Origin of the sequence: Chryseobacterium sp. Marseille-Q3244, assembly GCF_940807095.1 — a bacterium.
In the GTDB taxonomy this organism is placed as follows: Bacteria; Bacteroidota; Bacteroidia; order Flavobacteriales; family Weeksellaceae; genus Chryseobacterium.
Genome location: NZ_CALNWX010000001.1, coordinates 480,318 through 505,000 on the forward strand (window position 1 = coordinate 480,318; position 24,683 = coordinate 505,000).

Genomic DNA, 24,683 nt, shown 5'->3' on the forward strand with positions numbered 1-24,683 from the left:
ATAAAAATTGATGAATAAAGACAATCAAATAAGCAGTGTTGCCATAAAGCAGATGTCTTTGCTCGCCATTATTTTGGTGTTGGCAGGTTTAGTCTGCTTTAATCTTGCCTTGTTTATTCCATCAGTTTTAGGGGCTATTACCATTTATGTGGTTTGCAGAAAGTATAATTTCTATCTTCAGGAAGAAAAAAAGTGGAAACCTTCTCTTGCAGCTTTTGCATTAATGTTTGCAAGCCTTATCGTGCTGATCCTGCCTATTTATTTCATTGCAGATCTCATTATTGATAAATTAGGAAATGCACAGGTTTATATGGACAAATTCAATGTATTTTTGGATAAAATACATTCTTATATCCAAACCAAAACAGGTTTTGATATTTTGAGTCAGGAAAATATGGATAAGCTGAAAAGCTTTGTAGGGAAATTTTCTACCTCAGCATTGAGTGGGACATTCAATACCCTGACAGTAATAATGTCCATGTACTTTATCCTGTATTTTATGTTGGAAAAGCCGAGATTGTTTGAGAGAATTCTAACGAATTCGGCGCCTTTAAAACGATCAAACGTTTCATTGCTGGGCGAGAAACTAAGGAAACTCATCATGGCCAATGCAATTGGTATTCCTGTAGTTGCTATTGGGCAGGGAATCGTATCACTTATCGGATATCTGATTTTTGGAGCTCCGGGAGCTGTGTTATTATTTGCTCTGACTGCAGCTTCTTCTGTTATTCCGGTTGTAGGAACGGCTATTGTGTATGTACCGGTCTGTATATTTATGATTGCAGAAGGAGACACCGCACAAGGGCTTGGTCTTGCAATTTATTGTGTAGTGGTAGTAGGGCTTACAGATAATCTGCTTCGTTTTACACTTTTAAAGAAACTCGAAAATATCCATCCTCTGAATACGGTATTTGGAATTATCATGGGAATGAACCTGTTTGGCTTTATGGGACTTATTTTTGGCCCTATTCTGATCTCATTTACCCTTCTTTTGATACAGGTATACAGAAATGAATTTGCTGATGAGAATGCGCCTCCTGATCTGGAGTTACCCAATCAGAATGAAGTAATAAATTGATTTAATTATATAAAAAGTGGAGGGAATAAATCCGGAAATATTAAAAGAAATCTGTGTTTTTAAAATGCCATTTGGCAAATATGAAGGAACAGTCTTGATTGATCTTCCGATAAGTTATCTGGAATGGTTCAATAAAAATGGAATGCCTAAAGGTAAATTGGGCATGCAGTTGTCAACTGTTTATGAAATTAAATTAAATGGTTTGATGGATCTGTTAGCTCCGATCAGAGCTTCCGTAAGAAACGGATTATAAAGAAAGTTCTGTTTTATGATATAAAATCGGCGGCTTCGAAGAAGCCGCCGATTTTTTTTATGAATTATTCTAAGCCTTTAAAGCTGCAATTTCATCTCTCAGCTTAGCCGCTTTAATAAAATCGAGATTTTTAGCTGCCGCTTCCATTTCTTTTTGCTTCTGTTCAATAATCTTTTCAACTTCATCACTGGCGTAAGTAGCTTTAACTTCAGCAACCTTTTGAAGAATTTCTTTTTGGGTATATTTTTCATCTGGAAAATCTTTGCTTCTACCCACAAGATTTTCAGATATTTTTTTATTCAGTGCTTTGGGTACCATGCCGTTATCTTCATTGTACTTCATCTGTTTTGCACGGCGGTATTCGGTTTCATCCAACGTTGCCTGCATAGATTTGGTGATCTTATCAGCATACATAATGGCTTTTCCGTTGATATTTCTTGCAGCACGCCCCACGGTCTGAATCATGGATCTTCTGCTTCTCAGCATTCCTTCCTTATCAGCATCTAAAATAGCAACTAATGAAACTTCCGGTAAATCCAAACCTTCTCTTAATAAGTTGACCCCAATCAAAACATCAAAAAGCCCTAACCGTAAGTCCTGCATAATCTGGATACGTTCCAGCGTTTCAACATCGGAATGAATATATCTTGTCCTGATCCCGAATTTGGTGAAGTATTTGGTGAGCTCTTCCGCCATTTTTTTGGTTAAGGTGGTCACCAGAACTCTTTCATCAGCATCAGCTCTTTTCTGTATTTCTTCCATTAAATCATCAATCTGATTCAAGCTTGGTCTTACTTCAATAATAGGATCAAGAAGTCCGGTAGGGCGGATAATCTGTTCAATATAAGCCCCTCCTGTTTTTTCCAGTTCATAATCCGCTGGAGTTGCAGAAACATAGACTACCTGATTCTGAATGGCTTCAAATTCTTCAAACTTTAAAGGCCTGTTATCCATCGCTGCAGGAAGCCTGAATCCATATTCTACTAATGCTTCTTTTCTGCTTCGGTCACCACCATACATTGCATGAACCTGTGGAACTGTTACATGGCTTTCATCAATAACCATTAAGAAATCCTTAGGGAAATAATCAATCAGGCAGAAAGGTCTTGTTCCCGGAAGTCTGCCGTCAAGATATCGGGAATAGTTTTCTATCCCTGAACAATATCCAAGCTCCTTGATCATTTCCAGATCCAGTTCTGTTCTTTCCTGAAGTCTTTTGGCTTCTAATGGTTTTCCTATAGAGCTGAAGAAATCTACCTGTTTTACCATGTCATCCTGAATATCTTTGATCGCTCCATTTAGTGTTTCTTTTGATGTAACAAAAAGGTTCGCCGGATAGATCTGAATTTGGTCAAAATTATCCTCTACATTTCCGCTAACAGGATCAAAACTTTGAATTTTTTCAATTTCATCCCCAAAAAACTGGATTCTGATCGCATTATCTGTATAAGCAGGGAAAACATCAATGACATCTCCTTTTACACGAAACGTTCCTCTTTGAAACTCATTTAATGTTCTGGCATATAATGCATTCACTAAAGAATGAAGGAGTGCTGTTCTCGTAACTTTTTCACCAATAGCAATGGAAATTAAAGATTTATGAAATTCCGTTGGGTTCCCAATACCGTAAATGCATGAAACGGAAGCTACGATAAGAACATCTCTTCTCCCCGAAAGAAGGCTTGCTGTAGCAGAAAGACGTAATTTTTCAACTTCTTCATTGATACTCAGGTCTTTTTCAATATAAGTTCCGGTTGTGGCAATATAAGCTTCCGGCTGATAGTAGTCATAGTAACTGACAAAGTACTCCACTGCATTTTCAGGAAAGAATTCTTTAAACTCCATGAAAAGCTGGGCTGCCAGGGTTTTATTATGGGCAAGAACGAGGGTAGGACGTTGAACATTTTGAACAAGATTAGCAACCGTAAAGGTTTTCCCGGATCCTGTTACCCCAAGAAGAGTCTGGTACTTTTCACCAATCTCTATTCCTGCAGTTAATTTATCAATGGCTTGGGGCTGATCCCCGGTGGGTTTGTATTCTGATTGAAGCTTGAAATCCATAAGAAAGAATGTATAGAACAAAAATACGAAAGAAATTATTAGGCGTGATAAAGTTTTGATGATGAATATTTTCCACATTAGTTCTTTTTGTTCACACTATGTATTATAGTTGTTGTCTTAAAGTTTGAATAAGCTATTTTATGGCATTATTTTTCCATTCATTTTCGAACACCTAATCATAATAGTATGAAAATCAATCAATTTTATATTCCAATGCTTAGTCTTTTTCTGACTTTATCTTCGTGTAAAAAGAATAATGCACATGCCCAACAAACCGGAAATGAAGGGAGCGTAGAGACAGAAAAACCCAATTCTGAATATCAGCCTGCATTTAAAGGACAAACACGGATAAAGGCCGTAAAAACAAATACCGCTTACAATGTGGAGATATTGAATAAAGACCTTGGGAAGCCATGGGGAATTATTAATTTACCGGATGGAAGGTTCCTCATCACAGATAAACGAGGATCTATGAATGTTGTATCAAAAGATGGAAAACAGGTCTCCAAGATAGAAGGCTTTCCAAAGGTAGACTCTAAAGGACAAGGGGGAATGCTTGATGTAGCATTGGATCCTGATTTTAAAGCCAATTCTACTATTTATTTTAGTTTTTCAGAGCCATTTGGAAAAGGAAACCTTACCTCTGTAGCAAAAGGAAAATTATCAGAGGATTTTAAATCAATTTCAGATGTAAAAGTGATTTTCCGCGCAGAACCTTCTTATGATGGAGATAAACACTATGGAAGTAGGCTTGTTTTTGATAAAGATGGAAATTTATTTGTTAGTACCGGAGAAAGATCTGATAAAGAAACAAGGGTCTATGCTCAGAAAACAGATAATTATTTAGGAAAGATCATTAAGATCACCAAAGACGGATTGCCAGCTCCAGGAAATCCATTTATAGGAAAGCAAGGATATAAACCTGAAATTTATGCTTATGGAGTCCGTAATCCTCAAGGTTTAGCTATTGACCCAAATGGAAACCTTTGGGATGTGGAAATGGGCCCAAGAGGAGGTGATGAAATTAATCTTATTCAGCCAGGAAAAAATTATGGATGGGGAGATGTAACCTATGGGATTGAATATTCCGGGGCTAAAGTAGGAAAGGGTATTACCCAGAAAGAAGGTACTGAACAACCTGTTTATTATTGGGATCCGGTAATTTCTCCAAGCGGAGTTACTTTCTATACCGGAAATATAGAAGAATGGAAAGGAAACCTTTTCATTGGATGCCTGAGTGGTGAGCATATTAACAGGATTGTGATGAAAGATAATAAAGTGGTAGGAGAGGAACGCCTTCTTGCAGGCCAAAGTGAACGATTCAGAGATGTACTGGACGGAATGGATGGAAACCTCTACGCCGTCACAGATAGTGGAAAACTTTATAGAATTTCAAAGAAATAAGAAAAAGCCGGGTTGAAGATGTGCAACCCGGCTCTTTTTTTGTTAAATAATTATCAGTCAATAATTGTCAAATAGGAACTTTCTGCTCCCTTTTCCAATTCCTACCTTTATTAAAATTTAAAATTAAGTCGGGCAAAAACCTGCCTTCCTGCGAATCCCATCTGTACCGGATCAAAAATTCCACCGGCTTCTGTATTCCCATCACTAACGTGTGCACTTTGCAAAGTTGGGTACCTGTTGAATATGTTTTTGCTTCCCAGAGTAAGATTGAGATTATTTGAAAATTCATACCCAAAAGAGATATCAGTGGTTACTTTGGGATTGTATACCTGTTCTGAATCATCATATCCAATTAGTGTTACTTTATCAAATCTTACCATTTGAAGATTTACATTGAATTTACTGATCTTATAGTTGAGGTTTAAATTAACTTTTGTTTTTGGAGCAGAAGCAAGAATAAAAGCTCTTTCTCTTGGGCTTAGGTAAGTATCTTCTTTTCCCTTCAGCTGTTCAGAAGTATTTACTCTGGTGATTTCCATATCATTATAATTTCCTGCTAAAGTAGCCGTTAATTTTCCTGATCCCAGATTTTCGCTATAGCTTAATATGACATCGATACCTTTAGTTTTGGTATCTATGGCATTGGAAAAAAATTGAACCTGATCTATAAAAGGATAGAGTTGTTGAAGTTCTGTAGGAAGCTCTTCTCTTGGAAAATAGCCTGTCAAAACGATTCTGTTTTTTACACTGATATAGTATCCATCAACTGTTGCTGTAAATTTTCCGGTATTGAATGTAAATCCTGCACTTCCATTTACTGAAGTTTCTTGCTTGAGTTGCTCTATTCCAAGTTTATTAGCAAGATCACTGTCATTTGAAGCCAATTGAATTGTCACTAACTCACCCCCTTGGAAGTTGGTAAATTGCTGACTGTAATATTTCTGAGCTAAAGAAGGGGCTCTGAAACCAGTGGAAACAGATCCTCGAAAAGCAAACTGCGGGGTAATGGCATAGCGGGTGGCAAATTTACCATTTAATGTACTTCCAAAGTCATTGTAATTCTCAAATCTTCCTGCCACACTGACCATCCATTTATCTGTTATGTCAAGTTCCGTATCAAGATAGGCAGCAAAATTATTTCTGCTTTTACCTAAATCAATTGAGTAACCGGGAAATCCTTGTGAACCTCCTGGGCGATAGCGCACAGGATCAGAACCCGGCACTTCTACCCATAAATTCTTCGGCGTGTCAGCGGTTACAACATTTCCATTAATATCATACATCGCATATGAAGCTTCTTCACCTTTTATAATATTAAATTTTTCATATCTAAATTCAGATCCAAACGCAATATTCAGACCTTTCAAAACTTTAAATTGCCTAACGGCGTTAAAACCTGTTGTATTTTGTAAAAGCGAATGCCCTCCTGCATTAAAGCTGGTGGGGGATTTTGCCCCCAGACTTGCATTGAGGGTTTGGTCGATTTGATAAGTAAATCTGTTATTTCCAAACGCATTATAAAAGTCAACATCCCAATTGGCAACTTTGAATTTTAACCCATTATCAAAGGTAAAATCTGTAATACTTGTATTTTCAATAGGATTGAATCCATTTGGATATATCGAAGGGATATTTTTATCATCATCCGCTGTTCTTGTCCATGCATAAGCTTTGGTATTTCTGTGTGAAAAGCCCTGGCGGGAATAGAACTTTAGCCCATCAGTTAAAGGAAGCTCAATATTTCCAAAGAAATATACATTTTGAGCTTTTGCATCTCCAAAGCGTTGTCTTGGAGCTGGAGGATCATTGTAGATTTCAGGATTAGCATTTCTGATTGCGTAGTCTTTGTTGATAAATTCAGCAGTGAAGTTACCAAAACCTCCCTTGTTGCCTATTTTCGTTCCCAGGTTTCCGCTGAAATCAAATGTAATTCCATCAACTTTATGATCGGAAATGACATCATTATTTCCCGGACTTTTAAAAAGGTTCATTCCATAAAAAGCATTTCCTTCAAAACCTTTATCCCGATCATTAAGGATAACATTAATGACTCCGGCGATCGCATCCGAACCATATTGAGCTGAAGCCCCGTCACGCAGCACTTCAACCCGTTTAATTGCTCCGATAGGAATGGTATTCATATCGTATCCCGTATTTCCTCTTCCTTTGGTTCCAAAAAGATTAATCAGGGAAGATTGATGGTATCTTTTTCCATTAAGGAGTAAAAGAGTCTGATCCGGGCCGAGCCCTCTTAATGTAGCCGGATCTACTGCGTCGGCACCATCCGATCCGGATTGTTTATTAGAATTAAAGGAAGGGGCAGAGAACTGTAAAAGTTGGTTTACTTCTACCTGGCCCGTCGCCTGGCTTACCTGTTTGATATCGATAACATCAATAGGAACAGGAGTATTAATGACCGTTCTTTTTTTGTTTCGGCTTCCGGTAATAGCTACTTCATCTATTTTAGATTCTTTTGTCAGGGTATCTTTTACCTGCTGAGCATAAGATAGTGAAGATGCCGTAAGAAAAATGACGCTTATGTATTTTATCTTCATATTGATAATTTTGAGTGATGGTTAACTCAAAATTATCAATATTTATTTGTAAATCAATACTTAAATTAAATATTTGTTATGAATGTCTTAATTTAATCTTGTTTATGTTAAATGAAAGTAAAATAATAATTAAAATATTTGATTTAATTAAAATTTTCAACATTAAAAGCTGGTAATGATTCTGTTAATACCTTCTTCCAGAATTTCTTTGGAAGTAGAAAAGCATATTCTGATGTGCCCTTCAGCTCCTTTTCCAAACCATCTTTCCGAACCTGGAACAATGGCTACTTTTCCATGTTGTAAAACATGTTGGGCAAACTGATCGCTGGACATTCCATTTTCAATCTTCGGAAATAATACAAAAGTAGCTTCGGGAAGATTAGGGGTTACAAGTCCTGATCCATTCAGAAGCTGGAAAGCCAGATTTCTATTTTGTTCTAAGTGATTTAAAAACTCTTTATACCAAGGTTTGGCCTTTTCCAATGCCACACTTCCTGCAATCTGTGATAGAGTAGAAACACCTTCTATCGTAGAGTTGAAATTGGATTTTTCTGTAAAATCTTCAAGAACTTCCTGATCATTACATAGAACAGCTCCAATTCTCAATCCTGCAATTCCAAATGACTTTGAGAATCCATATACAGTAAAACTTTTTCTTTTGGCTTCTTCAGAAACAGATGAGTAGGTGTGAAAATCCCTGTTATCATAAGTAATATCACTCCATATTTCATCACTCATTACCCATAAATCATGAGCTGAAGCAATCTCTGAAACCTTCTTTAATACTTCCTTGGAATATACCTTGCCAAGTGGATTGTGCGGATTACAGATGCTTATCAGTTGAGTATGAGGATTAATTAAAGAAACCAGTTTCTCAAAATCAATTTCACCGGTTTGGGTATTTACCGGGCACAGCCTTACGATTCCACCAGCCGTTTCTACAGATTTTTTAAATAAAAAATCTACAGGATCCAGAATGATGGCTTCATCACCAGGTTGTAAAACATATTTAGCGATCAGGAACATTCCCTGTGCAGCGCTATTAACAGCAAGTACATTCTCAGAAGTAAAGTTACCATGCTTTTCCTGATTAAAATGATCGGCCACACTTTTCTTAAATTCAGGAAGTCCGGAAAACGGGCCATAGCTCAGATAGCCGTCCTTTATATAATCAATGATTCCCTGTTCTATTTCAGGAGCCGTTCTAAAATCCGGATCAGCAGCTGTTAAAGGGATAATTCCTTCTTCCAGGGTGGCCCATCTTCCGTTATAGGCTTTTCTTTTTAAAGCTTCAAAATTGATATCGTTATTGGTGAACATTTTTTTTATTTGTAAGATATGGGTAAAATATTGTCTGTGTGTTGGTCTGTCGGGAGAAGAAACTGGTTCAATAATATTCTGCCATTATTGATGTGGATTTCTATTTCAGGCTTCCTTTCCATTTCATATTTGCGGAAAGCTTCTCTAATAGAGTGTTCTTCAACTAAATATTTAGTCAGTGTATGAGAATCTTTCAATGCTGAGGTTACTCCCTGACTGGTAAAAGGGATAAGCGGATGGGCTGCATCTCCGATGAATACAATGTTATCTTTATAGAAAGGATTAAGTTCTTCCAGTTCGTAGACGCACCATAAATGTACATTTTCATAGTTAGATTGTTGTATAATGGAGGATACTAAAGGATGCCAGTCTGCAAAAAGTTCAAGCATATACTTTTTCAGATTCTCTGCCGTGTGTTCATTGACTTTATATTTTTCATTGTCAAACTGAGAGTACCAAAGAATGGTATCATGAGAAAGCTTAAGAATTCCAAAAGTAAGTCCACCCTGATCGTGATGGAATTTCATGAAATCATTTTCAATAGAAGCTGCGATGTCTTGATTTTTAATAATATTAACCACCTCATTTTCTCTTACCTGTCTCATTTTTTCATCCTTAAAAAGATTTCTTCTGATTCTGCTTCTGGAACCGTCAGAAACAATTGCTATTTCAGCATCTATAGCTGCTCCATCAGAATGCTTCAGTTTTCCTTTTTCTGTATCAGAAGGAATTACTGTGGCATTATATGTTATTTTCTCAGGAGAGATGTTTTCTGACAGAAGCTGGATGAGTGAATGTCTTGAAATGGCAAATACATTGTTGAGGTCCTTTTCTGCCAATTTTTTTCCTGTATGGGAATATTGTATATATTTTTTCAGAAAGCTTCCGTGTTTAAAAAGAAGAGCAGGATCTATAATCTGGGTTAGATACTCAATGCCTTCCTGTGGGATAAGAAAGCCATGACCTGCCAGATCTTCTTTTTTTCTTCTTTCATAAATATGGTAATCAATGTTATATTTTTCAAGATAATTCGCCATGCTTAAGCCGGAAATACCAGCGCCCACGACAGCAATTTTGTTCATGTTCGGAATAATGGTTTTTTTCAGGTTGGTGTTTAAATACTTTTCGGTCTGTTTTTATGGTACAAAAGTAAATTAAAATCATTCATTATTTTTAAAAAATGAATTAAATTGATTCTTGGTTTTTGAGAAATTAGATGAAAAGAGTAAAAATATAAAGATCTATAAGTGAGATTTTGAGAAAGGTATTTGTGGAATAATTGAACAATATAAAAAAGCCGGAAATCAATTCCGGCTTGTTTTTATATTTATGCTTTTTCAAGCTGCACAGTAAAATGTCTTAATATTTCAGGCTCCCATGTAATTTTATACCCTTTCGCGATTTCTTCACGTCTTTCATATACGTTCTTTATTGCGGCAGCAATATAGTCCATATGATTGTTGGTATAAGTTCTTCTAGGGATCGCAAGACGTACCAATTCCAGTTTTGGATAACGGTTTTGCCTCGTTTCAGGATCTCTGTCTGCCAATAAAGTTCCGATTTCTACAGTTCTGATTCCAGCTTCTTTATAGATCTCAAGACCTAAAGTCTGGGCCGGATATTCCTCTCGGGAAACATTAGGAAGGAAATTTAAAGAATCAATGAAAACAGCATGTCCTCCGATGGGTTTCTGAACCGGAATTCCATACTCAATAAGTTTGTTTCCAAGATATTCAACCTGAGAAATTCTGCTTTCGAGATAAGCAAACTCTGTAGCCTCATTAAGACCTACCGCCAAAGCTGCCATGTCTCTTCCAGCCATTCCTCCATAAGTAATGAACCCTTCATAGATGATAGTGAAATTTGATGCTTTTCTGAAGATTTCTTCGTTATTTAAAGCGATAAAACCTCCAATATTTACGAGCCCGTCTTTTTTAGAACTCATTGTCATTCCTTCACCATAAGAGAAAATTTCTTTACAGATCTCTTTGATGCTTCTGTTTTCCTGCCCTTGCTCTCTTTTCTTAATGAAGTATGCATTCTCTGCAAATCTTGCGGAATCAAAAAATACCGGAATACCGTATTGGTCGGAAAGAGCTTTTACTGCTTTCATATTTTCCAGAGAGACAGGCTGCCCTCCGGAAGAATTACAGGTAATTGTAATCAGACAGAAAGGGATATTTTCCTTAGGATTGCTTTTATAAACTTCTTCAAGTTTTTCAAGGTTGATATTTCCTTTAAAAGGATGAAGGTCATTGATATCAAAAGCTTCATCAATCGTACAGTCGATGGCATGTGCTTTTCTGAACTCAATATGTCCTTTTGTCGTATCGAAATGAGAATTTCCGGGAACTACATCACCTTCTTTCACCAAAACGGAGAATAGTACATTTTCAGCAGCTCTTCCTTGGTGAGTAGGTAATAAGTATTTGAATCCGGTAATTTTTTCAACAGTATTCTGCAGCTGCTCAAAAGAACGGGACCCTGCATAGCTTTCATCTCCAGTCATCAATGCAGCCCATTGTTTGTCAGACATTGCTCCGGTTCCGGAATCTGTTAAAAGATCGATATAAACATGTGAAGATTTTAGATTGAAGAGATTGTAATTTGCTTCTTTAAGCCATTGTTCTCTTTCAGCTCTTGTGGATTGGTGGATTTCTTCCACCATTTTAATGCGGAAAGGTTCCGCGTACGGTAAATTCATGGGTTGGTATGTTTTTAAATTGTGTGTAAAAGAAAATGTGTTTGAAAATATTTTTCAAATTCATCAATGTACATCTAAAGAAGAATAGGTATTATTCCGGTGCTTTAAATATATTCTCATCAGAATGGAACCCGGCAACACCGCCACTTACTGCAAACTTCATAGCAGAAGCAGCAGTCATTCCTACTACAGGTTTGATGTTTTTTTCTTCAGTAACAATTACCCAGCCCGAAATGGCATAAGAATGGGGTAAATATACCGCAACGTAATTATGCTTGTCAACGTCCGACATTTCTTTTTGAGTTAAAAAGCCGATTCTCCAGATTTCCGGATTTTCATTCGTTTTTACCCATACAGGATCGTTGAATTTTTTCTTGTCACCCACAAAAGAGGACATGACGTCCTTGGTAGGAGTGTAAATATGTTTTACTCCCGGTGTTTTTTCCAGTAAGCTATCCATGGTGTCAAAAAAGAATTTTCCCACCACAAATTTATTTCCAAGATAGCCTAAAATAGCAGTAAGTAATATGATTGAAACGAAAACAAGCCCCGGAACCTGTTTTGCAAGTGAAGGAACAAGATTGTCTATTGCGCTTACAATATACCAAATTACAAAAATTGTAAGTCCGATTGGTCCAATGATAACCAGCCCCTGAAAAAAGTTTTTCAGGAATAGATTGGCAATACTTTCAAAGCTTGGTTTCTTCAACGTTTATTCTTTACTGTTTATATTTTTAACCGTGAATGGTTTCTTTATTTCCGTAGGATTTAATGATATTGGCTTCATATTCCAGCCAGGCTTCCCATCGTTCATTTACCTTTTCAGGATCTCCAAGCTGTCTTGCAAATGCAATGAAAGTTGTATAATGGTTGGCTTCAGAGATCATAAGCTCTCTGTAGAAGACTTTAAGTTCTTCATCTTTGATATTTTCAGTAAGAACCTTAAATCTTTCACAGCTTCTGGCTTCAATCATGGCTGCAAAAAGCATTTTGTCTACAATAAGATCCTCTCTGCTTCCTTGGATGATAAATTTGGCAAGTTCATTTACATAATCATCCTTTCTGGCTCTTCCAAATTGATACCCGCGCTTTTTAATGATCTCATGAACCTGATTGAAATGATCCAGCTCTTCCTGGGCAATAGCAAGAAGTTCTGTCACGATCTCCGGATATTCAGGAAGCATTGTGATCAGACCAATGGCATTGGTAGCCGCTTTTTGTTCGCACCATGCATGATCCGTTAAAATTTCTTCGATGTTTCCTTCCGCAATGTTTGCCCACCTTGGATCGGTTGGGAGTTTCAACTTAAACATGTTTTAAATTTTTGTAAATTTAAAACAAATTAGGCATATTCGGTACTTTTGATGAGGTAGAATTTATATTCTGTTAGGTTTTGTTTAACGAGGCGCTTGTTTTATGCCGTATTTATAAATGGCAAAGCTCTTGGATTATTATATTTTTTCTTAAATTTCTATCTAGTAACGAAACTAATAATCAGATAATCATTCGAATGAATATAAGGAGACCGTTCTGTTTGTCAATAGGATATTTATTACTTTTTATAGGGGTAGGAAACATGCAGGCGCAGGAGACAAAAGATTCACTTGAAATCTTGTTCAAGCCCTATGCAAGCCTTCGCGGACATTTGGCGGCATATGATAATAAGTTGGAACTTCAGGAAAATGCTTCCAGAATTGGATTGGAAGTAAATATTAAAAAACGTGACTTTGGGTTTATTGCAGGAGGCGAAATTCAGTTGAATATGTTTAAAGGAGGTACCTCCTTTAATGTTGACGGAAATTTGTCAGGCGGTTTTTTTAGTGTAGAGTCAGCACAAAAACATCAGGTTTTTGGTAACCGTCTCGGGTATTTAGGATTAGATTTCGGAAAATTCGGAACCCTTACCATCGGAAAACAATGGAGTGTTTATCGTGATGTTACTGCTTATACAGACCGGTTTAATGTTTTTGGAGCACGGGCATCCGCCACATTTATCGGAGGAACGGATGGTGGAGAAACAGGAACCGGGCGCGCAGATCAGGCAGTTATTTATCGAAATCATTTCGGCCCATTCTATATTGGTGGGCAGATTCAGGCCAGAGGAGGAAATAATGCTAAGTTTATTGATGGATTCGGAGCTTCTCTTCAATATGAGATAAAAGAAGGTTTTTTTGCAGGAGCTGCTTATAACAGAGCTTTACTTAGTGACGATCTTGTCAATGCCGGAAGAATTATTGGGCTAACAGGGCAACCTACTTATTTTTCTTTAGGAACTAAATATATTGGACCAATCATCGATTTTAGTATTGTTGGAGTAGTACAGAAAAATGGAGATTTTTCTCAAGGTTCTTACCTTGATCCTGCGATGGGATCATTACCTCTTACAACCGTTTTCAATGCCAAAGGAGTAGAAGTCTTCGGGAAATATAAATTCCAGAAGTTCTCGGTTTTAGCAGGATATAATCTTTACGTTCCGGATCTAAAGGATATATCAGAACAATATCACCTGGATCCCGGATTCAAAAAGAATGATATTATTGTAGGACTTTCATATTCTCCCTTCAGATTTGCTCAAATTTATAGCGAACAAAGATTTTCTATGGGAAAAACAGCAGCAGGAGAAAGAGAAAAGAGTGTTTTCACTTTGGGTCTCAGAATTGATCTTTCAGGAACCTTTAGTAAGAAAATTAGTCTTTAACAGCTGTTTTCTTTTTTAAAAATTCAAGAATATTCCATCCCAATGCATCTACTTTTTTCAATCCTGCAGAAATAGCGAATGCTAGAATAATATTAATGATATAAATGATAACCATCAAGAGCCACCAAGGCATATTTTCTTTCAGAGGAACCACCAGAAAGTAAATTAAGGAAGAGCTTATCCCCTGTGCAAAATAGAAGAAGATAGCATTTTTACCTATATAAGTGATGAGATTTTCTTTAGTGACTTTTAATCTTTTATAAAGAACGAATAAGGTAACTAATGAAAACTGCGCCCAAATAATATAAGGAATCTGTGGCGGAAATTTATTCTTATTGATCTTATAGAAAATTTCATTTCCGTAATACCAGAACATCCATATTAAAGCTACTGCTACAAGGGTATATAAAACAGGAACAATTTTAGTGGGAATCTTTTTTCCACGCATTCTGTTTCCAATTAAGAATACTGTCATGTAAAAGGCTACATAGCCCACCTGTCCTGTTGGGTAATATTCCGGGAAGATGTTGAATAATAAAGTGAGGCCTATACAAAGCCCAATGAACCAATTGATATGATTTGGGAAAAATCTTAAGATTAATACTCCTAAAACGGTAAGAATATAATAGACTTTAAGATACCAAAAGCTTCCCATTACTACTGGGAAAGTATCAGCATTGGTATATTGATGAAGATACCAGTTGCCCAGGTTCTGCCATTGAGGGATGGTTGAAATGCTGGTTGTGGAATATTTTGATCCAAATGTTGAATAAAAACTCTGCAGCCACTCCAAAGAAAAGAATGAAAGACCAAATACCTTAAAGAAATAATCCAAAAAGAACAGAAAAGTCACAAAGATCATATAAGTGATCTGTAATTTGAGCAATCTATAGAACGTTTTCTCAATATTAGTTCCTGAAGTGATTCCGCTTAATGCATAAAATAAAGCAACATCAAAAACAAGGGAAAAGACCCTTACTTCTGCAGGAATATAAAACTGCCCCGACCAGAAAGCTGTATGGATAAAGATAATGGATAGGGTAGCCAATCCTTTGGCGAAGTCAATATAGAGATCTCTGTTCATTATGATAGATATGGGGTCAAAAGTAAATAAACTTCCGTTATTTTTCAAATCAAATAAAAAGAGGCAGAACCTGATGATCTGCCTCCTTTCTTAAATATGCTAAAAATGAATGTTTCTTTATTGAAGATGTTTAAATTCTTCCGCTGAAATTTCTCCGGACTGAATTTTTCTTAATTCATCTATATATTGGCTCATGTAGGCGTCAATTTCTGGGTTTACCTTGTTTTTAGCCATTTTGTAAGTTCCATTAAGAACTCCCTGGTAATAATAGAAGAAATTGTAATCAAAGTTGGATGCATTAAGGTCATACTGTCCTAAAAGGAAACCTAAACGAACAGCTGATCTTCTCTGTGCAGGAGTACCATGGTGTCCTGGGCTACTGGTTTGATAATCTCCAATGCTTTGAGCAAATTCGTAAGCAGCGGCAATTTCAGAGAAATTTGTTTTGTTATAACCATTTGGTCTTCTTAGATAATATCCTGCGAAACCGTCAGCTTCAAGCTCATTAGGTCTTGCCGTATTTTCATTGACTGAAGGAAGTCCAAAGATATACTGTAGCTGATGTCCATACTCATGAGCAAGAATCATCGCATTGACAATATCACCGCCTTTTGCTTTTGCATCATAATAGATGGCGTATCCATAATAGATTTTTCCTGTAGAATAGGAAATCGCATTATACGTTGAATTAAAATTGGATGCATCGTTCACAAAACGCAGAGTAGGATTGCTTCTTCCCCATAAACTTGCAATTTTAGTCATTTGAGCATTCATAAAATTGGTGTCTGTGGCATTCTGAAGTCCGGTCATTAAAACAGAATTGGAGCTCCAGTTGTTATCAACATAAGAGCAATTTTTTTCAACGGCTCCAGGTTGTTCAATTTTTGCACTAAGGCTTTCCTGTTGAGGAAGAGCAGCTTCTTCCATTTTGTCATCACTACATGCTGTCAGGAATGATGCAGCAATAGCGCCTGCTATAAAGCAGAGATTAAAGTTTCTTTTCATATAATTATTTAGTTGGTAAAACGAAGGTAAGAAATTATCTTTTATGTATGAGCACTTTAGTAGTAAAAATTATTCAAAACATAGTGAATATATTTTTTCAATAAAAAACATTGCTTTGATTGTAAGGTGATTAGAATTTTATTTGTATATTTGCACCTCGAAATAACTAAAAATTTATAAACAATGTTTGCAATTGTAGAAATAGCAGGGCTTCAATACAAAGTTGAGCAAGACCAGAAGTTGTTTGTGAACCGTTTAAAAGGAGACAAAGGAGGAAAAGTTTCTTTCGATAAAGTTCTTCTTACTGTAAACGGAGCAATCACTGTAGGCGCCCCAGCTGTAAGCGGAATCACTGTGGAAGCAGAGATCCTAGACCACGTAAAAGCTGATAAAGTAATCGTTTTCAAAAAGAAAAGAAGAAAAGGTTACAAAGTTAAAAACGGTCACAGACAATCTTTAACTCAAATCGTAATCACTGGTATTACAGGATTTGAAGGCGGAGCTAAAAAAGCAGCTAAAAAAGAAACTGTAAAGTCTGAAGTTCTTTCTGACAACGCAACTGTTAACTTTAGTGAAGATCACGAGTTGAACTATCACTTAAAGAAAAACAACTTGTCTCAGTCTAAAGAGAACAGAGAAACTTTAATTACTTTAGGTAAAGCAGTTAAAGTTGAATTAGAAAAGAAGATCCTTACTCATGAAGAAGTAGATGCTGCTATCATTAAGAATATCGATCAATTTAAAGCACTTAACAAATAATCCAGTAATAAAATGGCACACAAGAAAGGAGTCGGTAGTTCCAAGAACGGTAGAGAGTCTCACTCTAAAAGATTAGGTGTGAAGATTTTCGGAGGACAGGCTGCTATTGCAGGAAACATCCTTGTTAGACAAAGAGGTACTCAGCACCACCCAGGTGATAACGTGGGAATCGGTAAAGATCATACTTTGTTTGCATTAGTAGATGGTAAAGTAGTTTTCAGAAAGAAAGCAAACAACAGATCTTTCGTATCTGTAGAGCCAAACGCATAATTGTAAGCGTTTTATAAAAATTAAAGCCTCAGCATTTTTGCTGAGGCTTTTTTTTTGTTTTTCTTATCTAAAAGTTAAATTTATTATAAATAATCTACGGGCAGTGAAATATTTATATATTTGCTGTATATCAAATAACAAATCACATGCGGAAGCCGAAAAGCTTATAGAGTAGGTAACAAATTAAAACTAATACTATGAAAAATTTAAAAAAATTATCAAAAAGACAGCTGAAAACAATTGCTGGAGGGGAGAGATGTCCAATTCCAGCTTCATGGTGCAGCGAATGGTGTGGATGGAGTGCATGGCAAAAAGCTCATTGTGCCAATGCGGTTATTGATATGCCTTGCGACTGCTAGTCTATTTCATATAAACAGTCAGAAAATTGACATAGAATCCTATGAAGAATTTAAAAAGACTTACAAAGAAGAGCCTGAAAAATATTAACGGAGGTTCAGAATATTGCCCTCCTGTAACAGATGATTGTTTCAATTGGTGCAGATGGACACCGCGGCAGAGACAACGTTGTTTACTTGAAGTGCTATGTATGCCTTGCGATGAATAAATAAAAATAAAGCTGAAGGCATTGTTTCTGAGAAGCAGTGTTTTTCAATTTATCTGCTTCAATAAATTCTAGAGGAGTTCTAGAAATCAAAAAATATATAGAATAGATAATTAATTAAAACTAAATACTATGAAAAATCTGAAAAAATTAACAAAAAAGAATCTGAAAGTAATTAATGGTGGGGCAGGAAACTGTCCTCCTGTAGCAAGTTCTTGTAATGCATGGTGCCGTTGGACTACATGGCAAAAGTTACATTGTCCGAGTAATATCTTTGAAGAGCCTTGTGAGTGTATCTAATGCAAATTATTCTATAGATGTGAAAAATTATAAAAAAATTACAAAGAAGCAATTGAAGTCAATCATTGCAGGAAATGACTATATGTGTCCTGATTTTTTGGCAACAACATGTGCTCAATGGTGTGGGCTTACTCCTTGGCAGCAACAATACTGCCCAAATGCAGTAGAAGAAATTATGCCTTGCCAGTGTTAATTTTTAAAGAATAATAAAATAATCGGCTTCGAAGAAGCCGCCGATTCTTTATATCATATTATTTACTTAGAATCCTACCTGAATTCCAGCCTTAACGCCAAATTTTGAAATATCAGGTCTGTCAAGATAATTTCCTCTCCAGTTAAAATCTACTCTGAATAATCTTAAGTTTCCAATACCAATGTTTTCAATACCAAATCCATATTCATAGTAAATATGTTCACTTGGAGCAGAGTATTTAAAACCTTCCACATTAATTGCTTTGGATGCATCGCTCAAAGTCCCGTAAGCTGCTCGTATAAAAGCTACTTCTCTAAACTTTAGCTTTTTGATTAAAGGAATATAAGACAATATTTTACCATTAAAATGGTGTTCCAAATGAAGAGTCGTATAAGCATCGGCTACAAATTCATAATAATTAAGCTGTGAGAACGTATTCGGAACCAAACCATAAGAAAGGTTAGCTGGAATAATATTCTGTAAAGCCAAAGGAACTGTGTTGAAATTTTTACCGGCTTCGAAACTCACAACGGTTTTCCCTAATGTTCCGATCAAAAATGGTTTGTAGAACATAAACTGCAGCTTATCATAGTTGAAATCAGCATTGAATAAACCTTCAATACCTCTTGTGTATCTTAGTACAATAGTAGGAGCCAGGTTTCTTGCCTGATACCTGTCAATTCCGGTTTGGGAAAATCTTGCGCCCGGTTTAGCGATCAAACTAATGGTAACATGAGAATCATTTACCGTTTTTCTTAGTTGACCATCCGGCTGATAATACATAAGGTTAAATTTTTCCGGAATGGCAGACTTGATACTTTGCATAACTCCATCAACTCTTATCTGTATGTTTTTCCAGGGTTCAATAGCAGCAAAAACACTTGTCTGATTTACAGAACTTAAAGAAATATTCTCTCCTCTCGCAAAAAACGTACTTGAAGATAAAGAACGTGATGCCACTCCGTCACCAGATGTAAGCTGTCCTCCTAGCTGAACAATGTCTCTGCTGGTTCCGGCTCCAATCATAAATCGATTAAGCCTGTTGAACATATATCGTGCTTCAGCTCCATATTTTACCTGATGGTCTTTAAATCCGTAAGCAGTATAGAATTGAACTCTCCAAGGGTCATTCAAACCAAAATAAGATCTTGCCCCGATTCTGATTCTGTCTCCTTCCACTTCATTTCTGCCATATATGGAGAAAATAGGTCCGAAGTCCACGCCTTTAAAAGCATTATAATAACGGGAACCCAGAGTCTCAAATAATTTTACCATACGGTTGAATTTAGGCGTTTGTTGTAATTGATCCAACATTTTATAAACACCCTGTTCAGATTTAGATAAAGTATCAGGTCTTGCCTTTGTCCAGTAAGCTTCCTCTTTATCAGTAAACTTATCATCGTATTCTTCTTCTTTTCGTTTGAAAACTTTCGGATCAAGAGGAATGTTGAATTCATAATTAGAATAATCAACAGATTTTCGCGCAATAATACTCTTAGATCCTTTCTTCTTTGAAAAAGGACTCATCTCAACCTCAGTAACCAATTTCTTAGGAAGGAATGTTGTTTCATCCGGATTGTCATATTCCAGTTGCGTATAAACACTATTCACGAAATTAACATTGATTTTTTGTGTTGATCTTAAAGTCGCTCCCAGAACAGCATAAGTATCTGTATCTATATAAAGATTTCCCTGAAATGCCAGCACATCCTTACGCTTAGGCTGATATCTTATCTGAAAAGCCTTTTCTCCACGAATAGAAATGGTATCTACAAGATTATAGTCATAGGTTCCGAATCCATCTGTTCCTGCCGGACTCTGAAATCCAATATCAAAATAATTTAAAGTATTATCATAAATATTGATATCCCTGTAAAGGTTCTTTGCGGAAACAGTAATGACCTGATTATCTTGAAATCCTGAAGTTTTTTGAGCAACCAATGTTCTTTTACTGTCTTTGTCCGGCTTATTCTTACCATAATTTTCATAAACAGCTTCATTTAGGAATATAGGAAGGCCAAGCCTTCCACTGGCAGTAGAATCTGCGTAATCAAAAATAAAATCCAGCTTATTGAAGATTTTCTTCTTCATAAAAGCGCTGTCTATATTATTAAGGTCAAATTGAGTCTTTTCATATTCTTTGTAAGAATAAGTATCAAACTTTTCCAGACCGTTATTTCTTTTTTGAGCCCAAACCTTTTGCATAATGGCATAAGCCGGGTTTTCCTTTTTGCTTTTATATTTAGGTTTTCCAGCCTGGATCACAACTTCCTGAATATTGCTTACCTTGGCCTGAGAAAGCTGAACAAAAATATTTTCCGCATTTTCAGGAGTAACGTCAATAGTTTCTGTGGTATAGTTCTTTCTGGCAAATCTTAACCTTTGAATAATACTGTCGGACTGAACACTGAAACTTCCCGAAGTTGTTGTAAGGATTGGAGCCTTGCTATCGTTAATAAAAATATCAACTTTGTTTACCTCTTTGTTGTTTTTGGCATCAACAATCTTTCCGCTGGCCCTGTTTTGAGCATATGCGAAGCTGGTAATGGTCAGGAAAAAAAATAAAAAATAGTGTTTTTTGGAGTTGTTGTTTAACATCATTCGTTTCTTCAGGCAATTAGCACAAACAAAAAGTATGCAGTTTTTTAAAATATATATAAAAATAAAATGTTCTTACATTTCTATGTAAAACGGCAAATTTAACAAAAATAGTACTATCATTTGAGAAAAAATTATTTCTATGTTTATTGTCTTAACAGATAAGGATCAATTGATTAATGACAACGTAAAAAGTCACTGTATTTATGACTTATAGCCATTGAAATTCTCGTTTTTAAGATATAATAGATTAAAAAATCTTTAACGACTCCAGCAAAAAAATGAATTTTTTCAAATTTGATCTTGTTTTTAATTATCCTAATCAATTAAAATTATTCCATAAAACTTTTCCGGAGCTATTTCCCGCTATCCACTCTTACTCCTCACGCCTTTACCCTCCAAGGTTCAAACCCTCCACCTCTCCAAACCTTGTTGCGGGGTAACCGTTACTATCGGGGCTAGGGTAGTGGACATATATTATAAATAATGAGTAATAAGTAATAGAGGATGGTTTTTATAAAAACCTGTCTTCTTATATATAAGTATACATCACATCTCCTGAAGTCTTTGTCATTGGCGAGGTTTAATCTTCTATTCCGGTAAGAACTCCCACAAAAGCTACCTATTCCTTTAAGAAGATCGAGTGGCTCTTTCAATTAGATATACCAGAAAGCTATTCACAATACAACCAGCACTATCATCTGTGAAAATCCGTGTCCTCTGTGGGAAATAAAAAAAAACACAGCGTTTTTCTATAAAACAATCTTAGAGAATAACCATCATATCCTCCATTCTCTTTATTTATCTATTTTCCCTCGCACCATTTTTGTCATCCTTAAGGATCTCAACATCGCATTATTAAAATAAACCTCTATCTATAATTTCCAACGTACAGAAATCCATCAATAGGAGTGGGCTTTAGCCCACTCAAATAAAATAAACGCCCAGCCATTGGCTTTAGCCCAAACCTATTTCAAAATAATTCTGAAAACTTAGCCCATGTATTATATATAATGTATACCTTCCATTACCCATTACCCATTACCCATTACCCATTACCCATTACCCATTACCCATCATTATAGAGATGGTATATCATATAAAAACACCCCATTTCTTTCCAACTTTCATCCCCTTGGATCCTTTCCCTCCAATCCCCAAACAAATGTTTAAAATTTTTCTCTCATAGTACCAGTGCTTTAAGGATAAAACATTACCTGAATATGAATTTTATGTTAAATAAACTTGCGGGTAATGGATGAAGTTTCTATCTTTGCCCCACTGAAAAACGAAAGGGATTCAGTAAGCGCAGAAGAGCTTTTAAATAAGCATAAACATTATACTTTACGAAAGAGACAGACGAAAAAAAAACTTTTAATTTTTAGGATTTAAAAGTTGCAAGTTAAAATAAAGTTTGTATCTTTGCAGTCCCAATTAAGGGAGCGCAGGAGTAGAGGGATTGAGGGTTAGGAAAGAGATTAAGGTTACTTAAAAAACTTTAAAATTTTCTTTCAAAACATTTGGTCGAATCAAAATAAAGTTTTACTTTTGCACTCGCAAATACGGAGCGACACTGACAGAAAGATTGCTTCGTTGAAAAGCGGAAGATATAAAGATCATTGACATACAATATAACAACCAAGTAAGGAAAAACTAAAGCGTTAAAAAACTTTGAGTGAGTCAGACAAACATACAATGGAGAGTTTGATCCTGGCTCAGGATGAACGCTAGCGGGAGGCCTAACACATGCAAGCTGAGCGGTAGAGATCTTTCGGGATCTTGAGAGCGGCGTACGGGTGCGGAACACGTGTGCAACCTGCCTTTATCAGGGGGATAGCCTTTCGAAAGGAAGATTAATACCCCATAATATAAGAAACGGCATCGTTTTTTATTGAAAACTCCGGTGGATAGAGATGGGCACGCGCAAGATTAGATAGTTGGTGAGGTAACGGCTCACCAAGTCTGCGATCTTTAGGGGGCCTGAGAGGGTGATCCCCCACACTGGTACTGAGACACGGACCAGACTCCTACGGGAGGCAGCAGTGAGGAATATTGGACAATGGGTTAGCGCCTGATCCAGCCATCCCGCGTGAAGGACGACGGCCCTATGGGTTGTAAACTTCTTTTGTATAGGGATAAACCTACTCTCGTGAGAGTAGCTGAAGGTACTATACGAATAAGCACCGGCTAACTCCGTGCCAGCAGCCGCGGTAATACGGAGGGTGCAAGCGTTATCCGGATTTATTGGGTTTAAAGGGTCCGTAGGCGGATCTGTAAGTCAGTGGTGAAATCTCACAGCTTAACTGTGAAACTGCCATTGATACTGCAGGTCTTGAGTGTTATTGAAGTAGCTGGAATAAGTAGTGTAGCGGTGAAATGCATAGATATTACTTAGAACACCAATTGCGAAGGCAGGTTACTAAGCAACAACTGACGCTGATGGACGAAAGCGTGGGGAGCGAACAGGATTAGATACCCTGGTAGTCCACGCCGTAAACGATGCTAACTCGTTTTTGGGGCGCAAGCTTCAGAGACTAAGCGAAAGTGATAAGTTAGCCACCTGGGGAGTACGTTCGCAAGAATGAAACTCAAAGGAATTGACGGGGGCCCGCACAAGCGGTGGATTATGTGGTTTAATTCGATGATACGCGAGGAACCTTACCAAGGCTTAAATGGGAAATGACAGGTTTAGAAATAGACTTTTCTTCGGACATTTTTCAAGGTGCTGCATGGTTGTCGTCAGCTCGTGCCGTGAGGTGTTAGGTTAAGTCCTGCAACGAGCGCAACCCCTGTCACTAGTTGCCATCATTAAGTTGGGGACTCTAGTGAGACTGCCTACGCAAGTAGAGAGGAAGGTGGGGATGACGTCAAATCATCACGGCCCTTACGCCTTGGGCCACACACGTAATACAATGGCCGGTACAGAGGGCAGCTACACAGCGATGTGATGCAAATCTCGAAAGCCGGTCTCAGTTCGGATTGGAGTCTGCAACTCGACTCTATGAAGCTGGAATCGCTAGTAATCGCGCATCAGCCATGGCGCGGTGAATACGTTCCCGGGCCTTGTACACACCGCCCGTCAAGCCATGGAAGTCTGGGGTACCTGAAGTCGGTGACCGTAACAGGAGCTGCCTAGGGTAAAACAGGTAACTAGGGCTAAGTCGTAACAAGGTAGCCGTACCGGAAGGTGCGGCTGGAACATCTCATTTTAGAGCGTCTTAAAGACGATAAAAAAATTAGTATCGCAAGATACAGAACTTACTTAAAGTTCAAGCTTTAGTTTTTTGTTTGGTTGATTATATTAAAAATACAAAACCCACTAGAAATTAGTATTAGGGAAAGAGATTGGGGAATGAAGAGGAGCAAGAAGTATTACTTATTACTCATCACTAATTACTCATAACAGAGTCTCGTAGCTCAGCTGGTTAGAGCGCTACACTGATAATGTAGAGGTCGGCAGTTCGAGCCTGCCCGAGACTACTAATTATAAGACGGGAAGATATAAGACATCAGATGTCAGACCATAAAGTCTGTAATCTGAGATCTAAAATCTGAAGTCTACTAGAGGGGGAATTAGCTCAGCTGGCTAGAGCGCCTGCCTTGCACGCAGGAGGTCAAGGGTTCGACTCCCTTATTCTCCACATCGATGGTTTAATTTTAAAAAAGCAAATAGAGCCAAAAACAATATTTGCGAATTAGATCAGAAATAGATAAAGATCATTGACATTAACGGTAAAGACATCACAAAGAGATAACCGAGCACTTTCGAGTGCCGAGTTTATAAAAATATCGATAGACGAGAGTTTATCAAAAAAATACTGAACTAATTTAATATTAGG

General features: G+C 37.0%; 20 protein-coding genes, 2 tRNA genes and 1 rRNA gene. 13 read left to right on the plus strand and 10 right to left on the minus strand.

All coding sequences use genetic code 11. The annotated features are described in order from the left end of the window. Window positions 1–10 precede the first annotated feature (10 nt). Window positions 11–1,078 carry an AI-2E family transporter gene (locus NBX25_RS02240; RefSeq protein WP_250252668.1) on the plus strand — a complete coding sequence of 356 codons (1,068 nt, stop codon included), beginning with the start codon at window positions 11–13 and terminating at the stop codon, window positions 1,076–1,078. A 25-nt stretch (window positions 1,079–1,103) separates the two neighbouring features. Then, entirely contained in the window at window positions 1,104–1,331 is a 228-nt protein-coding gene (locus tag NBX25_RS02245; protein WP_123860621.1) for a DUF3820 family protein, read from the plus strand. Between the two features lie 69 nt (window positions 1,332–1,400). Here the strand turns inward: NBX25_RS02245 and uvrB are convergent, their stop codons facing one another. Beyond that, window positions 1,401–3,392: an excinuclease ABC subunit UvrB gene (gene uvrB / locus NBX25_RS02250; RefSeq protein WP_123909644.1), complete on the minus strand. Its 1,992-nt coding sequence runs from the start codon at window positions 3,390–3,392 to the stop codon at window positions 1,401–1,403. A gap of 186 nt (window positions 3,393–3,578) precedes the next feature. On the opposite strand from uvrB, the gene NBX25_RS02255 reads away from it, so the two are divergent. Beyond that, on the plus strand, window positions 3,579–4,796 hold the full coding sequence (locus NBX25_RS02255; RefSeq protein WP_250252669.1) for a PQQ-dependent sugar dehydrogenase: 1,218 nt from the start codon (window positions 3,579–3,581) through the stop codon (window positions 4,794–4,796). A 110-nt stretch (window positions 4,797–4,906) separates the two neighbouring features. On the opposite strand, the gene NBX25_RS02260 is transcribed toward NBX25_RS02255, so the two are convergent. From NBX25_RS02260 to NBX25_RS02285, 6 genes are all read right to left on the minus strand, one after another. Continuing rightward, window positions 4,907–7,351, minus strand: a complete 2,445-nt coding sequence (locus NBX25_RS02260) for a TonB-dependent receptor plug domain-containing protein (RefSeq protein WP_250252670.1) — start codon at window positions 7,349–7,351, stop codon at window positions 4,907–4,909. 162 nt (window positions 7,352–7,513) lie between these two features. Further along, window positions 7,514–8,671 carry a pyridoxal phosphate-dependent aminotransferase gene (locus NBX25_RS02265; RefSeq protein ID WP_250252671.1) on the minus strand — a complete coding sequence of 386 codons (1,158 nt, stop codon included), beginning with the start codon at window positions 8,669–8,671 and terminating at the stop codon, window positions 7,514–7,516. 5 nt (window positions 8,672–8,676) lie between these two features. Further along, window positions 8,677–9,753 carry an FAD-dependent monooxygenase gene (locus tag NBX25_RS02270; protein WP_250252672.1) on the minus strand — a complete coding sequence of 359 codons (1,077 nt, stop codon included), beginning with the start codon at window positions 9,751–9,753 and terminating at the stop codon, window positions 8,677–8,679. Between the two features lie 245 nt (window positions 9,754–9,998). After that, entirely contained in the window at window positions 9,999–11,375 is a 1,377-nt protein-coding gene (tnaA, locus tag NBX25_RS02275; protein WP_123858278.1) for a tryptophanase TnaA, read from the minus strand. Between the two features lie 91 nt (window positions 11,376–11,466). After that, entirely contained in the window at window positions 11,467–12,084 is a 618-nt protein-coding gene (locus tag NBX25_RS02280) for a DUF502 domain-containing protein (RefSeq protein ID WP_123858277.1), read from the minus strand. Between the two features lie 25 nt (window positions 12,085–12,109). Next, window positions 12,110–12,688, minus strand: coding sequence for a MiaE family protein (locus NBX25_RS02285; RefSeq protein WP_123909650.1), 579 nt, complete (start codon window positions 12,686–12,688; stop codon window positions 12,110–12,112). Window positions 12,689–12,885: 197 nt separating this feature from the next. Here NBX25_RS02285 and NBX25_RS02290 point away from each other — a divergent pair, with 197 nt between their 5' ends. Beyond that, window positions 12,886–14,073, plus strand: coding sequence for a porin (locus NBX25_RS02290; protein WP_250252673.1), 1,188 nt, complete (start codon window positions 12,886–12,888; stop codon window positions 14,071–14,073). Here the strand turns inward: NBX25_RS02290 and NBX25_RS02295 are convergent. Continuing rightward, window positions 14,063–15,157 (minus strand): acyltransferase family protein, encoded by a 1,095-nt coding sequence (locus NBX25_RS02295; RefSeq protein WP_250252674.1) that lies wholly within the window; start codon window positions 15,155–15,157, stop codon window positions 14,063–14,065. The genes NBX25_RS02290 and NBX25_RS02295 overlap by 11 nt on opposite strands. 117 nt (window positions 15,158–15,274) lie before the next feature. Further along, a complete protein-coding gene (locus NBX25_RS02300; RefSeq protein WP_123909652.1) occupies window positions 15,275–16,162 on the minus strand; it encodes a neutral zinc metallopeptidase in 888 nt (295 codons plus the stop codon). 183 nt (window positions 16,163–16,345) lie between these two features. Here NBX25_RS02300 and rplU point away from each other — a divergent pair, with 183 nt between their 5' ends. The 6 genes from rplU (at window position 16,346) to NBX25_RS02325 (ending at window position 18,246) form a co-directional block, all read left to right on the plus strand. Then, window positions 16,346–16,921 carry a 50S ribosomal protein L21 gene (rplU, locus tag NBX25_RS02305; RefSeq protein ID WP_123909653.1) on the plus strand — a complete coding sequence of 192 codons (576 nt, stop codon included), beginning with the start codon at window positions 16,346–16,348 and terminating at the stop codon, window positions 16,919–16,921. A gap of 12 nt (window positions 16,922–16,933) precedes the next feature. Further along, entirely contained in the window at window positions 16,934–17,191 is a 258-nt protein-coding gene (gene rpmA, locus NBX25_RS02310) for a 50S ribosomal protein L27 (RefSeq protein WP_123858271.1), read from the plus strand. A gap of 197 nt (window positions 17,192–17,388) precedes the next feature. Further along, entirely contained in the window at window positions 17,389–17,550 is a 162-nt protein-coding gene (locus tag NBX25_RS02315) for a bacteriocin-like protein (protein ID WP_141395633.1), read from the plus strand. Window positions 17,551–17,591: 41 nt separating this feature from the next. Continuing rightward, window positions 17,592–17,756, plus strand: a complete 165-nt coding sequence (locus tag NBX25_RS24860) for a bacteriocin-like protein (RefSeq protein ID WP_410493973.1) — start codon at window positions 17,592–17,594, stop codon at window positions 17,754–17,756. Between the two features lie 129 nt (window positions 17,757–17,885). Next, a complete protein-coding gene (locus tag NBX25_RS02320; RefSeq protein WP_164464429.1) occupies window positions 17,886–18,053 on the plus strand; it encodes a bacteriocin-like protein in 168 nt (55 codons plus the stop codon). Window positions 18,054–18,105: 52 nt separating this feature from the next. Next, window positions 18,106–18,246: a hypothetical protein gene (locus NBX25_RS02325; RefSeq protein ID WP_250252675.1), complete on the plus strand. Its 141-nt coding sequence runs from the start codon at window positions 18,106–18,108 to the stop codon at window positions 18,244–18,246. A gap of 66 nt (window positions 18,247–18,312) precedes the next feature. Here NBX25_RS02325 and NBX25_RS02330 read toward each other — a convergent pair whose 3' ends face one another. Then, window positions 18,313–20,847, minus strand: coding sequence for a DUF5686 family protein (locus tag NBX25_RS02330; RefSeq protein ID WP_250252676.1), 2,535 nt, complete (start codon window positions 20,845–20,847; stop codon window positions 18,313–18,315). 1,689 nt (window positions 20,848–22,536) lie between these two features. Between NBX25_RS02330 and NBX25_RS02335 the strand changes: the two genes are divergently transcribed. The 3 genes from NBX25_RS02335 to NBX25_RS02345 all read left to right on the plus strand — a co-directional run bounded on the left by NBX25_RS02335 (window position 22,537) and on the right by NBX25_RS02345 (window position 24,485). After that, window positions 22,537–24,053, plus strand: a 16S ribosomal RNA gene (locus tag NBX25_RS02335). 197 nt (window positions 24,054–24,250) lie between these two features. Then, window positions 24,251–24,324, plus strand: a tRNA-Ile gene (locus NBX25_RS02340). Window positions 24,325–24,411: 87 nt separating this feature from the next. Further along, window positions 24,412–24,485: transfer RNA gene (locus tag NBX25_RS02345), tRNA-Ala, on the plus strand. Window positions 24,486–24,683 lie beyond the last annotated feature (198 nt).

Coding starts and splice junctions, on each gene's coding strand:
- NBX25_RS02240 (WP_250252668.1), top strand. CDS start 11: ATGAATAAAGACAATCAAATAAGCAGTGTTGCCATAAAGCAGATGTCT.
- uvrB (WP_123909644.1), bottom strand. CDS start 3,392: ATGGATTTCAAGCTTCAATCAGAATACAAACCCACCGGGGATCAGCCC.
- NBX25_RS02255 (WP_250252669.1), top strand. CDS start 3,579: ATGAAAATCAATCAATTTTATATTCCAATGCTTAGTCTTTTTCTGACT.
- NBX25_RS02260 (WP_250252670.1), bottom strand. CDS start 7,351: ATGAAGATAAAATACATAAGCGTCATTTTTCTTACGGCATCTTCACTA.
- NBX25_RS02265 (WP_250252671.1), bottom strand. CDS start 8,671: ATGTTCACCAATAACGATATCAATTTTGAAGCTTTAAAAAGAAAAGCC.
- NBX25_RS02270 (WP_250252672.1), bottom strand. CDS start 9,753: ATGAACAAAATTGCTGTCGTGGGCGCTGGTATTTCCGGCTTAAGCATG.
- tnaA (WP_123858278.1), bottom strand. CDS start 11,375: ATGAATTTACCGTACGCGGAACCTTTCCGCATTAAAATGGTGGAAGAA.
- NBX25_RS02285 (WP_123909650.1), bottom strand. CDS start 12,688: ATGTTTAAGTTGAAACTCCCAACCGATCCAAGGTGGGCAAACATTGCG.
- NBX25_RS02290 (WP_250252673.1), top strand. CDS start 12,886: ATGAATATAAGGAGACCGTTCTGTTTGTCAATAGGATATTTATTACTT.
- NBX25_RS02295 (WP_250252674.1), bottom strand. CDS start 15,157: ATGAACAGAGATCTCTATATTGACTTCGCCAAAGGATTGGCTACCCTA.
- NBX25_RS02300 (WP_123909652.1), bottom strand. CDS start 16,162: ATGAAAAGAAACTTTAATCTCTGCTTTATAGCAGGCGCTATTGCTGCA.
- rplU (WP_123909653.1), top strand. CDS start 16,346: ATGTTTGCAATTGTAGAAATAGCAGGGCTTCAATACAAAGTTGAGCAA.
- rpmA (WP_123858271.1), top strand. CDS start 16,934: ATGGCACACAAGAAAGGAGTCGGTAGTTCCAAGAACGGTAGAGAGTCT.
- NBX25_RS02315 (WP_141395633.1), top strand. CDS start 17,389: ATGAAAAATTTAAAAAAATTATCAAAAAGACAGCTGAAAACAATTGCT.
- NBX25_RS24860 (WP_410493973.1), top strand. CDS start 17,592: ATGAAGAATTTAAAAAGACTTACAAAGAAGAGCCTGAAAAATATTAAC.
- NBX25_RS02320 (WP_164464429.1), top strand. CDS start 17,886: ATGAAAAATCTGAAAAAATTAACAAAAAAGAATCTGAAAGTAATTAAT.
- NBX25_RS02330 (WP_250252676.1), bottom strand. CDS start 20,847: ATGATGTTAAACAACAACTCCAAAAAACACTATTTTTTATTTTTTTTC.